The organism is Niabella agricola (genome assembly GCF_021538615.1).
Lineage (GTDB): Bacteria > Bacteroidota > Bacteroidia > Chitinophagales > Chitinophagaceae > Niabella > Niabella agricola.
Window position 1 is genome coordinate 1,153,309 of the sequence record NZ_JAJHIZ010000002.1, and the last position, 15,001, is coordinate 1,168,309.

Below are 15,001 nucleotides of genomic sequence, written 5' to 3' on the forward strand. Positions count from 1 at the left end.
CAATTCATAATATCCAGACCTCTCCGATAAAAACAGCGGGCACCAGGAGTTTCCTATTCCGTTATCTCATTCAAATTACCTGCCACACCGGCTACCGAAATCCGGTTTATGTTTGGCAAAGGAGGATCGCCGGGGCGCTAAAGGAGTCAATGCACTTCTTCCGGCTAAATCCATTATCCGGGGTTGTGATGCCACAATCTGTTGCAAATTTTCCTGAACGGTCTTTAACCGGTTTGCGAGTCGTTCATCAACGGAAACTCTTTTTTGCAGAAGCATCGCCGGGTTTAATCACGGGTCTGCCCTGTATTTAACCGATTTTTTGGCCTGGCACTTGTTATATACCTATTAGGATCCGGTTCCGGATCACGGCGGTACTATTGAAATTTTCCCCGTATTTTCTAACATTTAAATAAACCGATTATGCAACACACAACTGGCACATCTGAAAACACATTTTATGACACCTCCGGGTATGAAAATATACCGATCTGGAACGAACGTCCCGATCCCGATGCACCAGAAGACCCACCAGAAGAGGACACCGCTGAAATAGAAAAAACAGATGCTCCGCCCGAGGTATCTCCACCTGCTACGGAAGAGCAGGAAACGCTGCCTGAAGATACATAACACCGGCAGGCACCAAGGAGAATGCAGCGCCGGCATATTTTAACAGATAGAAGATCACAACACTGGCATAGTTCCTGTGTTCAAAAAACCATGGCAGTTTTCACTATATTGGACAGCATTCTTGCGGGCATTGCCGGCACACTGGCTATGACGCTGTTTATCCGTTTCACCGGTATGGTGGCCGGCTATCAGCTTTCTGTACCGCGGATCCTGGGAACACTGTTCAGTTCCAGTCCCCGGCCTTCCGGTTCTGTGTCACAACGGCTACCGGTATTGATCCTGGGCACCACGATCCATTGCCTTATCGGGATCTTCTTCACTCTTTTATATGCCTGGCTGGTGGGCATGGAACTGCTCCCCAAGGGGTATATAAACGGCCTGTTATATGGAAGTAATCTTGGTATGGTGGCCGTAATCGTCTGGTATATCGCGCTCCGCCTGCATCCGATGCCGCCAGCCCTTCCCCTGCGGCTTTTCCTGGCAGCAATTTTCACGGGCCATCTGGTATTTGCGGCGAGCATTGTTACCACGTTTAACCTTCTTCTCACCATCTTTTAATATCGTAATTATGAACAGAGACGCTTTTACCACCACCCTTTGGCAAGACGATTTTAATATCCGCATTCCCGGGGAAGAAATCAGCCATGATGTATTTGATGTCATCATCATCGGGGCAGGAATTACAGGTATTACAACTGGCTTGCGCTTGCAACAAGCCGGGAAAAGATGCCTGATCCTCGAAGCCCATACCGCTTGTTTCGGTACCACATCTGCCACCACCGCCCACCTGAACACGGTACTGGATGCCTCGTACCCCGAACTGATCAAAAAATTTGGTACCGACAATGCACTACTAATAGCACAGGGCGCCAAAGAGGCCATTTCCCTGATCAGAGCGCATATTGAGCAATACCAGATTGACTGCGATTTTGAAGAAAAAACAGGCTACCTGTATGCACAGAACAAAGAGGAAGATGCCCAATTAGAAAAGATGCTCGAAGGAATGCTTGCCGTGGGGATCGAAGCCAGGCCCAGCCTTACAACGCCGGTACCGGTGCCATTTACAACAGCCATCCGGGTTCCGGGGCAGGCCCAGTTTCATCCTTTAAAATACCTGTCGGCCCTGTTGCTGCAATTCCTGCTGGCCGGCGGAGCGGTCAGGGAAGCAACAATGGTACAAGCCGTGGAACAGCAAGATGGTATCCAGGAGATCAGTTCAACAACCGGCCGGTACCGGGCCACCCATGTCGTATATGCCACCCATATTCCCCCGGGTGTCAACCTGCTGCATTTCCGGTGCGCTCCTTACCGCTCTTATGTGTTGGGAGTTGAGCTGGCAGATCATGCTTATCCAGACGCGTTGGTATATGATATCGAAGATCCTTATCATTATTTCAGAACGGCCCGGCACCAGGGAGCACCGGTGCTGATTGTTGGCGGAGAAGATCATAAAACCGGACATGAAGTGAACACGGAGCAGGTCTTCCGGGAACTGGAAGCTTATGCCCGAAGGTTTTTTAAAATTGCAGCTGTTCCTTACCGGTGGTCGTCTCAATATTACGAGCCGGCGGATGGCCTGCCCTATATCGGCTTGCTTCCGGGCAATAACGACCACCTGTATGTAGCAACCGGCTATAGCGGCAATGGGATGATCTTCGGAACATTGGCGGGTCGGATTCTTTGCGACCTGATTACCGGTAACGATACCCCTTATGCAGACTTGCTGGCTCCTTCCCGGATAAAGCCGGTGGCCGGTTTTAGTAATTTTATAAAAGAAAACGCGGATGTGGTAAAACATTTTATCGGTGACCGCCTGTCTGCTGGCACCCTGGAAGCATTTGCCGGGCTAAGTGTCGGGGAAGGCCGTGTGGTTAACTATGAAAACCAGTCCATCGCCGTGTACAAAGATGAACAAGGCAGGCTTTTCACACTGGATCCGGTATGCCCTCATGCCGGTTGTATGGTGCAATGGAATCCAGCTGAGCGAAGCTGGGATTGCCCTTGTCATGGCTCCCGTTTTGATATCACCGGTGCTGTATTGAACGGACCGGCTCAAAAAGCATTGCAGCCGTTATCCACATAACCGCTCATTAAACCGGATACGCCGTATGCTCCGGGCAGGGATCGATACATACAACACCCGGTTCTGTTTCTTGTATAAAAACAGCTAACCCATCTATGCCCGGGACGAATGGAAATCCTGGCACCTGTTTATACCGCGCTGCAGGCATTTCCACCAAGATACGATTATTGGAGAGGAACGTGGTGCATGCTGGCAAAACGGGCCTTCATCCATACCGGATCACCGCAACATATGACGGTACAGGTGTCCGCTTCTTTCAATAGAACCGGTCCGGGCTAAATCCCGTAATTGCAGTAGCTGCCGGCGTTCCGGACAACAGATCTGCAATGGTTTTACCAAATGCAGGCCCCAGGCTCAGTCCCATCATGCCGCCGCCGCCGGCAATACTCAGGTTCTGATACTGCCGGGTTCTTCCAAGATAAGGCAAGCCGTCCGGCGGACAGGGCCGGTAACCAAACCATATATCGTCCGGATAAGATACTTTTAACTCCGGAAAATACCGTGGGATGGACTCTACGATCCCTTTCACGCGGTTTTTATAGATCCGGTCATTGGCCGGTCCCAATTCCATTGTGCCACTAAAACGGATTTGGTGGTTCATGGGGGTTACAGCTACCCGCGCTTCCAGTAGTAGTGCGCCGTGTTTCATAGCCGTTGCACCCTCGGGTTCATGCATAAAGGAATAGCCCTTACCCGGCATCAGCGGCAGCTTTAGCTGCAGGCCGGAAACCAGCTTGGGCAATGCGGCACCTCCGGCGATCACCATCTCATCGGCACGGTAATTTCCTTTGGATGTGATCACTTCGGTGATCCTGTTACCGGATAGCCGGAAGCCGCTGACCTCAGTGTGATACCGGATCTCCACTCCGCAGGTCAACAGGTAATGGGTCAGCTGCTGCATGAGCTTGGGTGGGTACAGGATGCCGTCACAAGCGTACCACACGCCACCCAATGCATTTATTTTCAGATCCGGTTCCAACGCCTGCACGCCGTCCGGGCCCAGTACTTCGGTATGCAAACCCAGCTGTTGGGCAGCTGCGGCCAGTTCCATTTCCTCCTGCTGTACAGCCTTTGTTTGATACAACATCAGGATACCGTTTTGCCGGAGCTCAAAATCGAATCCCTCTTCAGCAGCAAGATCATCATATAACCGGCTGCTGTAACCATTCAGATCCCGGATCGCTTCGGCATTCCGTTGTACATGCTTTTCGTTGGCATGCCGCAGAAATTTGAGTCCCCAGTCGATCAGCGATACATTTAATGAAGGCCGTATATAAAAAGGGCTCTTGCTGTTCAGCATCCATTTCAATCCCTGCGCCACGATACCCGGTGCGGCCAGCGGTGTAAAATGGCTGGGCACAATCATACCGGCATTGCCATAAGAGCAGTTGTTGGTACCATCCCCTTTTTCCAGCAAGCATACTTCCCACCCGTCTTTTAGCAGGTAATAAGCGGCCGAAAGCCCGGCGATCCCCGCTCCCACTATTATGACTTTTCCTTTATGATGCAACATCCGCTTTATTTGAATTCATTATAACACCTGGAACCCTTCCTTGTAGGGATCATCATCGTCAATGATGATCTGGTTATAGCCGGTGATCAGCGCCCACCCTTCCACTGAGGGGATAATGGCTGCTCTTTCAAGCATCGCCGTTTCCTGCTCAATCCGGCCGGTAAACTGTGAGCCGATATAGCTTTCATGGATGAAATCTTCTCCCGGCCGGAGTTTGCCCTTCGCATACCATTGCGCCATCCTTGCACAAGTGCCCGTACCGCAGGGAGAGCGGTCGAGCGCATTCTCACCCACCAGCACCGCATTCCTTCCGGTTGAGCCGGCTTTTAAGGGTTTACCCGTCCACTGGATATGACTCAGTCCCCGGATATGCGGATCTTCAGGATGCAGGAATTCATATTTTTCATTCAGCAATTTCCGGATCATCTTGCCGTAGTGGATCAGCTGTGCCGCCGTAAAACCGGCGATGTCTTTAAAGTTTTTTTGCGGGTCCACGATCGCGTAAAAATTGCCGCCATAGGCTACATCCGCTGCAATCTCGCCCAAGCCGGGGCAATCTACCGTAAGCCCTTCCTTATATAAAAAGGATTTTACGTTGGTCAGCTTGACCGATTTCACTTTTTTCCCTTCCTGTATGTAATCGATCAACACCAGGCCTGCAGGCGTTTCCAGCCGGAGTTTCCCCAGGGTCTTTGGTATAACCAGCCCTTCCTCAACAGCGATGGTAACCGTTCCGATGGTTCCATGCCCGCACATCGGCAAACATCCGCTGGTTTCGATATATAACACACCCACATCGTTTGCAGGATCAGCCGGCGGATAAAGTATACTGCCGCTCATCATGTCGTGCCCACGGGGTTCAAACATCAATCCCTTGCGGATCCAGTCGTAGGTTTCCATAAAATGAAGCCGGCGTTCCATCATAGAATTGCCGTTAAGGAAGGGCACACCACCTGTCACCAATCTTACGGCACAACCACAGGTATGCGCATCGATACAAAAAAATGTTTTTCGCATATGGAGCTTTTTAAATATACACTCATGATATATCTTCCATTGTTAACCGCCCGTTAACCGTACGCAAAATCTGTAATCCATTTACATTTTTTAATTCTTCCGGCAAATGGGTTTCGGGCCAGTTCTGAAACGCCACCGGCCGTACAAAACGTTTCACCGCATCCGGCCCCACCGATGTAAACCGCGCATCGGTACTGGCAGGGAAAGGGCCACCATGCTGCATGGCATACACCACTTCCACACCTGTAGGCATGCCGTTGTACAGCAACCGGCCGGCCTTATCCCTAACCCGGTCAATAACCGTTTTATGCGCATCCATATCGGCCTCTGTAGCAGCAAGTGTAATCGTCAACTGTCCTTTTAACTGTGCAGCAACCGCTGCTACTTCATCCAATGATGCCGCTTCTATAAGGATGCCAAAGGGGCCGAATACCTCTTCACTCAGTACGGGGTTGGTTAAAAAGTTTACAGCGGTGGTTTCCACAATCCTGGCACGCCCTTCGCCCTCCGTTGCCGGGGTGGCAGCTTCGGCCCAGATATTTACTTCCGGCTGTGCACTCAACAATGCTTTATTTCTTTCAAAATTTGTATAAATATTCTCATTCAACATGGCCGAAGGAAGCACATCCCCAATACCGGCACGTAACGCCTGTTTGAACCGGTCGAATGCCGCGCTTTTAACCCCAATAACCATTCCGGGATTGGTACAAAACTGCCCGGTGCCCAATGTAAGCGAAGCGATATATGCTTTAGCCAGTGTTTCCGCGCCCTGTTCCAGTGCCCGCGGAAAAACAAAAACAGGGTTAATACTTCCCATCTCCGCAAAAACAGGAATGGGCTCCTCGCGGCGAGCGGCAATATCCAGTAAGGCTTTGCCTCCCTGGTAGGAACCGGTGAAGCCTACGGCCTTTACCTGCGGATGTGCGGTAAGGTAAGCCCCCGTACGTTCCCCGGTACCCGCCACTTCATCGCCTGCAATATGAGAAAACACTCCCGGCGGCCATCCCAATGCTTCAACTACAGCCGTTATTGCCGCCGCCATGATCCGGGATGTGTCCGGATGTCCGGGATGTGCTTTTACCAGCACCGGGCAACCCGCACCAATAGCACTGGCGGTATCACCGCCCGCCGTAGAAAAGGCAAAGGGAAAATTGGCAGCGCCAAAAACCAGCACCGGTCCCAGCCCGATACTATACTTGCGGATATCGTTCTTCGCCTTTTCCCTGTCTGCCGTATCAATACGGGCTTCTACATATATCCCCCCGGCAACAGCATCGGCATACGTACGCCACTGACCAACCGTACGGGCCTTTTCACCCGTAAGCCTTTGCAGCGGCAGTGCCGTTTCGCGGTGCGCTGCATCCAGCAGCTCCGGGCCCAGGGTTTCGATCTGATCTGCAACGGCATGCATAAAAGCCGACCGCTCTTTTACGGTGGTTGTTTTTAAAAACTGGAAGGCACTACCGGCCAAAGCCACATATGTATCCAATACAGACTGAGATGGAATCATGCTTATTTGTTTTGAGCCGGAGATCTCCGGCAATCCAGAATTGTAACAGTTGTTATCATAATACCGGCCGGGATGCAATGCCTGCAGCAATGATCTGCCGGATCCGGCTGGCCTCCTCGCCAGTTAACGGAAGCCGCGGCGCCCGCACATGAGGCGTACTGATGCCCTCGGCGGTTGCCGCCAGTTTAATATATTGTACCAGTTTCGGATGAATATCCAGCTCTAACAGGGGCATAAACCACCGGTATACCTCAAGCGCCTTTTGCCGATCACCCGATTGCAGGTAACGGTACATGGCTACGGTTTCTTTTGGGAATGCATCCACCAAACCCGCCACCACGCCATCCGCGCCCAGCATCAGCGATTCCAGGCAAACCGTATCGATCCCGCAAAGGATCTTTATCCGGCTTCCAAAACGGTTGATCATCCGGGTAATATTGGTCACATCCCGGGTCGACTCTTTTACTGCCTGGATCGTTGAACATTCAATGAGCTCTTCAAACATATCCAGTGTTACATAGATGCCATAATCAACCGGGTTGTTATAAATCAGGATGGGAAGGTCTGTAGCGGCCGCCACTGTTTTAAAATAAGTCACCACTTCCCGGTTATCAGCCCTGTACCGCATCGGCGGCAGCAACATCAGGCCATCGGCCCCGGATGCTTTTGCCCGTTTGGCAAATTCCACTGCATGCTTCGTGGTATTCTCCGATATATTCAGGATCACCGGGATCCGGCCCTTCACCTGTTGCAGCGCCACCTCCAGCAGCTCAAACTTTTCATTGGTTTCCAGGGTACTGGCTTCTCCCAGGGTTCCTGCCAGTATGATCCCGTGTACGCCTGCGGTGATCTGTGCTTCTATGTTTTTGGTAAACATTTCAAAATCGATGGCCCCGTCTTCTGTAAAAGGGGTTAACAATGCGGGATAAATGCCCTTCCATTCTGGTTTTGTACTCATTGTTTTTTTTATTCAAAGCTAATTGCACCCTGCATAAGACGTTATGTAGCTTTTAATCAATGCTGACCATATTTTAACCGCTTATTCCATCGCCGTTGTGCTCCGGTACCGCTTGAGGTATTCCTTTGGCGGGCACCCGATAAGAGAACGGAACACCCGGTTAAAATTGGTAAGGCTGTTGAACCCGCTGTTATACGCCACCGACGAAATACTATTCAGCCGGTCGGCTGCAAGCAATTTGCAAGCCTCCTGTACTCGCAATTCATTCAGGTACTCAATATATGTAGTGCCGGTATGCTTTTTGAAGGAACGGCAAAAAGCCTGTGGCGTCAGGTTGGCCTGGGCGGCTATTTCCTGTAAGCACAATGTATGCTGGGTAAATTTTTTCCGGATATATTCCTTTGCCTCCAGGATCCGCCGATCGCTGTCTGAAATGGATGCAGCACGGTTCCTGCTGCCTGATAGAAAGAGATGCTGCTGTTGGTGCTCCCGGAGGCAATGCAGCACGCGGACAAAAGAAAAAATCCGCTCAAACCCTTGCTGTGCCTTCAATGCATGCAAGGCCGCTCCCAGGTTTTTTTTTAAAGACGGAGCCACTTTAAAGCCGGTTTCAGCATGCAGGATGAATGTTTTCAACGGTTCCAGTTCCGGCAGGTTAAAGAAAGCCGCCAGCTTTTTAAAAGGATCAAAAAAAACGGAAATGGCATGCACCCGATGTTGTTCGCCTTCTTCAAAGCGTGCTTTAAACACGTGTGATTGGTTGGCCCCCAGGTAAAAAATGTCCCCGGCATTAAAATCGATCAGATGTTGCTCCATTGCCAGGGTACCGGCCCCTTTGATGATCCACATGATCTGGATCTCCGCATGCCGGTGGAAATAGGGATAAAAACCGGGCAACCGGTCTTCCTGGATATCGATACTCGCATCGCCGGTGGTAGGTACAGAAAACTGCAAGCTTCTCATGCTGTAAACAATTTGAATGCAATTTAGCATTTTGAGTTAAATGTTAAAATATTGCCATACAAAACTAAAAAACGAACAATCCCCGTTAAAAAAAGCAATTATATTTGCATTAGAATAGATTAGACCAGACCTAAAAATCAACGAACGATTTCCTGCGTATCATTTAAAACGATTGTAATGAAAAAAAATACTTCACACCGCTTCGACAGCACCTGAGTTTCCGTTTCCTGTTTGTGTTATATTAATTATTCTCCAGTTAAATCAAAACAAATGATGAAATCCTGTTTTTATACGGGGAGGGCTGTTTTTTGCCTTCTTCCCGCCAAACGATTGCCGGCAATGCTCCTGTTATTGCTGCTGCTGTTCAGTACTGCTCCCCTCCTGTTTGCGCAAAACCAGCGGCAGCTCCGGGGTACGGTTACCGATGAAAAAGGCGCGCCGCTGGCTGATGTATCCATTTTGGAAAAGGGCACCCAGCATGGTACCCGCAGCCAGGAGGACGGCCGCTTTGAACTAATGGTGTCCGGTAGCAATCCGGTTCTTGTTGTGACCCACACCGGCTTCCAGTTAACTGAAGTAGCGGCAGGACGCCAGTCCCTGCTTTCCATCGTACTACAGTCATCCAACAGGTCGTTGGATGAAGTAGTGGTAGTGGGATATGGTTCCCAGAAAAAGACTACGCTCACAGGAGCGGTAGCTACTGTAAAGGGAACAGCCCTTGTTCAGAGCAGTTCCGCCAACGTAGCCAATGCCATTGCCGGCCGTATTCCTGGTGTAATTGCTAATAACCGGTCCGGCCGGCCGGGAGATGACGGCTCGGCGCTTTTTATCAGGGGATTTAATTCCTTCGGCGGCGGCACCAGTCCGCTGATCGTGATAGACGGCGTGCCCGACCGGGATTTCAGCCGTCTTAACCCTAACGATATCGAAAGCATTACGGTGCTGAAAGATGCATCGGCAGCCATTTACGGCGTACGTGCGGCCAACGGTGCCATACTGGTAACCACCAAACGCGGAAAATCCGGCAAACCATCGATCCAATATGACGGCAACTATGGCATACAGCAATTGACCCGCTTGCCGGAAATTGTAAATGCTTGGGAGTACATGACCTATTACAACGAGATCAACCCCGGCACTTACCAGCAATCGGAGATCGATAAATACAAGGCCGGCAATGATCCTAACTATACCAGCACCGACTGGATTCACGAGGTATTCCGTAAAACTGCGCCGCAAAGCACCCACTCGCTTTCGGTAAGCGGCGGCACCGATAATGTAAAATATTATTTCTCCGGGCAGCTGGTAGACCAGTCGAGCAATTTCAGGAACAGCATCGAGCATTACCGGCAATACAATTTCCGCTCTAATATCGATGCCCGCATTTCAAAGAACCTGAAAGTGAACCTGGATGTGGCCGGCCGGTTAGAAGACCGTACCTATCCTACCTGGAGCGTGGGAAGCATTTTACATGAAACCCGTTCCATGTATCCTTTTATACCTACCCACTGGCCCAACGGTTCACCCAGTGCCGGTGTAACCGCCGGACGCAACCCGGTGATCCTGGTTACCGGTGATCCCGGCTACGACAAAATCAAAAACTATGTGTTAACGCCATTGGCCGGATTTGAATGGAAGCTTCCTTTTATTACCGAAGGATTGTCGCTGAGCGGTTATGCTTCTTATGATGTAAACATGCGGCACGAAAAAATATTCACCAAACCCTGGGATGCATACTCGTATAATAAGACCAGTGGTGTTTATTCCAATGTACGTACCAGCACGGCTATATCAAGCGTTACCCAGAATGAAGGCATGTACAATGGCAGCACCCGTTTTATCAAGCTGGCCTACGACCGTCAGCTGGGCCGTCATAACATCAATGCCTTTGCCGGTTACGAGGCTACCAGTACCACCAACTGGGGCACCTATGCCTACCGGAAAAACCTGCTGAGCGACCAGATCGACCAGATTTTCACGGGCTCGGCAGACGGGCAGGTAGCCACCGGATCGGCTTCGCAGGATGGCCGCGCCAGCTACCTCGGCCGGCTGGCTTATGACTACAGCAATAAGTACATAGCGGAAGTAACCATGCGCTACAACGGCTCTTTCAATTTCCCGGAAGATAAGCGCTGGGGCCTCTTCCCTTCTGTTTCTGCCGGCTGGCGCATCTCCGAAGAACCATTTTTCAAGCAAAGTGTACCCTTTATTGACCAGTTAAAACTAAGAGCTTCCTGGGGGATCCTGGGCAGCGATGCCGTAGCCCAGTACCTCTTTCTGACCCGGTACCAGTTAATCACCAATACGAGTTATCAAACTTATTTCGGGGATTACGGACTGGCCAATGCCCTGTACCTGTCCAGCACTCCAAACCCCGGTATCACCTGGGAAAAACAGGATACCCGCAACATCGGTCTGGACCTCGGATTGCTAAACAATAAGCTCAATATCACGGCCGATTATTTCCGCTACCTGCGCAGTGATATCCTTGCGGCCCGGAATGCCTCCATCCCGCTGTATACCGGCATGAGCCTGCCCAGTGAAAATATCGGCAAATCGTTAAACCGGGGATTTGATTTTTCCATCGGCTATAACGATGCCGCAGGTGATCTTAAATACACCATTGGTATCAACGGAACCTTTGCAAAAAGCAAAGTAATCTTCAGTGACGAGGCAGCTACCGTACCCGAATGGCAGAAATTTGAAGGTCACCCCATCAACTCCTGGCTTTTATTTGCCAGCGATGGTATTTACCGCACGCAGGATGAAATTGACCACTCCATACATGTACCCGGTGCCCGGGTTGGCGAAATACGCATCAAGGATACCAATGGCGATGGTGCCATTACCTTTGACGATGCGGTGCGCACCTACGAATCCGCCGTTCCGCAGATGGTATACGGCTGTGCATTGGGATTGAACTACAAGGGCATCGGGTTAAATATCCTGCTCTCCGGCCAGGCAAAGGCCCGGCAATTGATCAACTCACAAATGCAGGGTTCATTGATTGCACCGCCCCAATGGCTCTATGATGGGCGATGGACACCGGAACAAACAAACAGCATCTATCCCCGTGCCTTTAATGACAACAGCACCAATGCTTATTATTACAATAATTCCGATTTCTGGCTGATGAATGCCGCGTTCCTGCGTTTGAAAACGCTGGAGCTATCATACAGTATTCCCGCGCAGGTATATACCCGCCTGGGCCTTTCATCTGTACGTGTATATGCTGCCGGATACAACCTGCTCTCTTTTGACCGCATGAAGCAATACGGCGTAGATCCAGAAACCAATAATACCACCGGAGTCAATTATCCGCAATCGAGAATCATGCGGTTTGGCGTGAATATCGGATTGTAAAATTTAAAAATAAACAGATGAAATCAAAAATAATAATCGCAATCAGCATTCTTTGGACCGGTGCATTTTTGCCGTCCTGCTCAAAGGTACTGGACAAGGCGCCCCTGGACTCTTATACCGATGAGTCTGTATGGAAAGATCTGAAGCTGGCAGAGGCCTATGCCAATAATATTTACAATGTATTACCCACTTTTACAGTCGACTGGGGCAGCTCGCTCAACAGAAGTGTGGTACTTTCCTCCGCCAGCGATGAAGGGTTTACGAAATTCGGCGACGGTTATACCTGCGGAGCAAGGAATGTGCTGAACAAAGGATTGTTGTCACCGGATAATGCCGGCAGTTTTGATATCTGGTCAAAAAATTACAGCCAGATCCAGAATGCCAATATTTTCCTCTCAAAAATCGACAATGTTCCGGGCGACGATGGTTACCGCAACCGTATAAAGGGAGAAGTTACCTTCCTCCGCGCCTACGCATACTTTCAGCTGATCAGCGATTACGGCGGTGTGCCGTTGATCACCCAGCCATTCAACCTGAATTCTGATTTTAAAATGAACAGGAACAGTTTTGACGAAGGAGTAAAATTTGTCAGCGGGGAGCTGGACAAAGCGGCTGCCTTACTTGCCAATACCACGCCTCAGAGAGGCCGTGCTTCTGCGCCACTGGCGCTTGCCATCAAATCCAGGTTGCTGTTATACGCGGCAAGCCCCCTGTGGAACCCGTCCAATGATCCGGCAAAATGGACAGCCGCTTCCGCCGCTGCAAAAGCTGTTATCGACCTGCCGGGTTTCAGTCTCTTTAATGGCAACTATTCCGATCTGTTTACTTCGTTCAACAATGAATTGATCGGTGTGCATCTTTCCGGTTATAAAGGAGAATGGGATCCCTTTACCGGACTGGAGATGATGTGTTTTCCCAACGGTTATCATGGCTGGGCGGCATTTGCACCCACACAAAACCTGGTAGATGCGTTTGGCACCGCTGCGGGTAAATATATCACAGATCCTGCTTCCGGATACAACCCGCAGCAGCCTTATGTGAACCGCGACCCGCGCTTTTATGCAACCATTATCTATGACGGAAGGCCTACCGGCAATCCTGCATTCTTTTCAGACCGCACTACTACAGCCGCGCAGTTTTACGAAGGCGGTTACGACTCAGACCAGGGGTTTGATGCCTGGAACAATAGTTTAACCCGCTATGCATTCCGAAAATATATGGATACAACCTTTAATTTCAACGCCACTACCCAGGCCAATAAATTCTGGATCCTGGCAAGGCTGGGTGAGATCTATCTCAACTATGCTGAAGCCGAATTTTATTTGGGTCACGAATCCACCGCAAGAACCTACCTCGATAAGATACGGCAAAGAGCGGGCATCCTTACACCACTTACCGAAACGGGAAGTGCGCTGGAAGCCAGGATCCGCAACGAGCGGCAGGTAGAGCTGGCATTTGAAGGCCACCGGTATTATGATGTACGCCGCTGGAAAATTGCGGAGGTAACGGAGAATAAACCCGTAGGCCAGGTGATCATTACCCGCAATGCCGTAACGGGTATAAAAACCTACCAGTATAAGGATATTGAGCCCCGGAGCTTTGACAAAAGCAAACATTACCTGATGCCCATTCCCAGAACAGAGATCAAAAGAACCGGTCTGCAGCAAAACCCCGGTTATAATTAATACCCTGAAAGCGGCTGTATTTAAAACCATTAAGGCATTAAGAACAATTAAGTGTTTTGCTGAATGCGTCTTAACTTCTTAATGGTTTTTCACCGCTTAATTATTTACGACCTGAAATATTTAAACCGTTTTAAGAAGTCATGAGGGATGCAAAGCCAAAACAAATGCGGCAGCACATTATCCGCTCGCACATCATAAACAGATTTTCCAATCGCTACACAGGAATCCCAACTATGAAACCAGTCTATTACATATTAGCTATGTTCGTTTCCGTTTTACCTGCCTGTAAAAAAGGCAGCAATAACGAACCTTCGGCTGCCGGCGTTCCGGTAACCATCTCCACACCCGGTGATGAGGCGGGCTACCTGTATATCGACGGCAAATATACCGGCGTAATGGCCCCGGGTAGCATCCAACTTGCTGCCGGCAATCATACCCTTGGTGTGGCATTGAAAAATTCGGAGGTCTACCTGAAAAAGGCAATCATCGCAACCGCCCGTACGACGGTGTCCTTTACCGCTGCAGACAAGCCGGCCCCAAAAACCTGGAAGGCCTTGTGGATCGGATTGTATGAAACCCGCGGCAATTCCGGAACCGGTGATTGCAGTACCCATTTTTCAACAGCAGACCTCGATGCCGGCTACCAGTTTTTCACCTGGAGCCTCCAGGAACATTTTGAGAAATATGCGTACGGAACCATGAAATGGGAAGCGGAGCGCAGGGATATCACCGTTCCGGTTACCCTTACAAAAGGAAGCATCGGGTATACGGTGGAACCCGCTTCCATTGCTGCGCTGGTGCCCCAGATACAACCCGGCGTGTACGATTGTGTATTTGTATTCTGGCGCGAAAAAGAAGGTGCCTGCAGTTTCCAGAGTAATTATTTCGGCCTGGCCTGGACCAACCCGATGGCGGAGTCGATGAAGACCGGCTACGTGACCATCAAATTTAACCCGGGCAACGATATTACCGCAACGATCAATCAATACAAGACAAATGACCCCGGCGTATGGGTACACGAGTGGCTGCATACGGTAGGCGAAAACTATTACCAGAACCAGGGACTCCATCTTCCGGAAAAAGCCGGAGGGCTTGCCGTGCATGCGGCGGAAATGTATGGGTATAGTTCCCCGTGGATGCAATGGTACCGGGACTTTATATCGGGCAGGGTACCCAATGCTTCCGGGCAACCGGCATACCTGGGCATCGGTCCGGAAGGCCTTTTAGGCTGTACCGTACGGGAAATGGCTTCTGGAAATTGCCGATAAGATAGTTAATAGTA

The 15,001-nt window shown here is 50.3% G+C and carries 11 protein-coding genes; 6 read left to right on the top strand and 5 right to left on the bottom strand.

The window, feature by feature from the left end:
- Positions 1-420 precede the first annotated feature (420 nt).
- The 3 genes from LL912_RS05140 to LL912_RS05150 all read left to right on the top strand — a co-directional run bounded on the left by LL912_RS05140 (position 421) and on the right by LL912_RS05150 (position 2,710).
- Positions 421-627, top strand: coding sequence for a hypothetical protein (locus LL912_RS05140; RefSeq protein WP_235552488.1), 207 nt, complete (start codon positions 421-423; stop codon positions 625-627).
- A gap of 90 nt (positions 628-717) precedes the next feature.
- Complete coding sequence (locus tag LL912_RS05145) at positions 718-1,185, top strand: hypothetical protein (protein WP_235552489.1); 468 nt, start codon at positions 718-720, stop codon at positions 1,183-1,185.
- 10 nt (positions 1,186-1,195) lie between these two features.
- Entirely contained in the window at positions 1,196-2,710 is a 1,515-nt protein-coding gene (locus tag LL912_RS05150; RefSeq protein ID WP_235552490.1) for an FAD-dependent oxidoreductase, read from the top strand.
- Between the two features lie 256 nt (positions 2,711-2,966).
- Here the strand turns inward: LL912_RS05150 and LL912_RS05155 are convergent, their stop codons facing one another.
- The 5 genes from LL912_RS05155 to LL912_RS05175 form a co-directional block, all read right to left on the bottom strand.
- Positions 2,967-4,223, bottom strand: coding sequence for an NAD(P)/FAD-dependent oxidoreductase (locus LL912_RS05155; RefSeq protein ID WP_235552491.1), 1,257 nt, complete (start codon positions 4,221-4,223; stop codon positions 2,967-2,969).
- An 18-nt stretch (positions 4,224-4,241) separates the two neighbouring features.
- The gene (locus tag LL912_RS05160; RefSeq protein WP_235552492.1) at positions 4,242-5,240 is read right to left on the bottom strand and encodes a 4-hydroxyproline epimerase; all 999 of its coding nucleotides are present in this window, start codon (positions 5,238-5,240) and stop codon (positions 4,242-4,244) included.
- A 22-nt stretch (positions 5,241-5,262) separates the two neighbouring features.
- Positions 5,263-6,750 carry an aldehyde dehydrogenase (NADP(+)) gene (locus tag LL912_RS05165; RefSeq protein ID WP_235552493.1) on the bottom strand — a complete coding sequence of 496 codons (1,488 nt, stop codon included), beginning with the start codon at positions 6,748-6,750 and terminating at the stop codon, positions 5,263-5,265.
- A 55-nt stretch (positions 6,751-6,805) separates the two neighbouring features.
- Positions 6,806-7,708, bottom strand: a complete 903-nt coding sequence (locus LL912_RS05170) for a dihydrodipicolinate synthase family protein (protein WP_235552494.1) — start codon at positions 7,706-7,708, stop codon at positions 6,806-6,808.
- An 81-nt stretch (positions 7,709-7,789) separates the two neighbouring features.
- Positions 7,790-8,671, bottom strand: coding sequence for a helix-turn-helix domain-containing protein (locus LL912_RS05175; protein ID WP_235552495.1), 882 nt, complete (start codon positions 8,669-8,671; stop codon positions 7,790-7,792).
- 270 nt (positions 8,672-8,941) lie between these two features.
- Between LL912_RS05175 and LL912_RS05180 the strand changes: the two genes are divergently transcribed.
- From LL912_RS05180 to LL912_RS05190, 3 genes are all read left to right on the top strand, one after another.
- Positions 8,942-12,034 (top strand): SusC/RagA family TonB-linked outer membrane protein, encoded by a 3,093-nt coding sequence (locus LL912_RS05180; RefSeq protein WP_235552496.1) that lies wholly within the window; start codon positions 8,942-8,944, stop codon positions 12,032-12,034.
- A gap of 17 nt (positions 12,035-12,051) precedes the next feature.
- Positions 12,052-13,719 carry a RagB/SusD family nutrient uptake outer membrane protein gene (locus LL912_RS05185; RefSeq protein ID WP_235552497.1) on the top strand — a complete coding sequence of 556 codons (1,668 nt, stop codon included), beginning with the start codon at positions 12,052-12,054 and terminating at the stop codon, positions 13,717-13,719.
- A 260-nt stretch (positions 13,720-13,979) separates the two neighbouring features.
- Positions 13,980-14,987 (top strand): hypothetical protein, encoded by a 1,008-nt coding sequence (locus tag LL912_RS05190; RefSeq protein ID WP_235552498.1) that lies wholly within the window; start codon positions 13,980-13,982, stop codon positions 14,985-14,987.
- The last annotated feature ends 14 nt before the right edge of the window (positions 14,988-15,001 follow it).

Coding starts and splice junctions, on each gene's coding strand:
- LL912_RS05140 (WP_235552488.1), top strand. CDS start 421: ATGCAACACACAACTGGCACATCTGAAAACACATTTTATGACACCTCC.
- LL912_RS05145 (WP_235552489.1), top strand. CDS start 718: ATGGCAGTTTTCACTATATTGGACAGCATTCTTGCGGGCATTGCCGGC.
- LL912_RS05150 (WP_235552490.1), top strand. CDS start 1,196: ATGAACAGAGACGCTTTTACCACCACCCTTTGGCAAGACGATTTTAAT.
- LL912_RS05155 (WP_235552491.1), bottom strand. CDS start 4,223: ATGTTGCATCATAAAGGAAAAGTCATAATAGTGGGAGCGGGGATCGCC.
- LL912_RS05160 (WP_235552492.1), bottom strand. CDS start 5,240: ATGCGAAAAACATTTTTTTGTATCGATGCGCATACCTGTGGTTGTGCC.
- LL912_RS05165 (WP_235552493.1), bottom strand. CDS start 6,750: ATGATTCCATCTCAGTCTGTATTGGATACATATGTGGCTTTGGCCGGT.
- LL912_RS05170 (WP_235552494.1), bottom strand. CDS start 7,708: ATGAGTACAAAACCAGAATGGAAGGGCATTTATCCCGCATTGTTAACC.
- LL912_RS05175 (WP_235552495.1), bottom strand. CDS start 8,671: ATGAGAAGCTTGCAGTTTTCTGTACCTACCACCGGCGATGCGAGTATC.
- LL912_RS05180 (WP_235552496.1), top strand. CDS start 8,942: ATGATGAAATCCTGTTTTTATACGGGGAGGGCTGTTTTTTGCCTTCTT.
- LL912_RS05185 (WP_235552497.1), top strand. CDS start 12,052: ATGAAATCAAAAATAATAATCGCAATCAGCATTCTTTGGACCGGTGCA.
- LL912_RS05190 (WP_235552498.1), top strand. CDS start 13,980: ATGTTCGTTTCCGTTTTACCTGCCTGTAAAAAAGGCAGCAATAACGAA.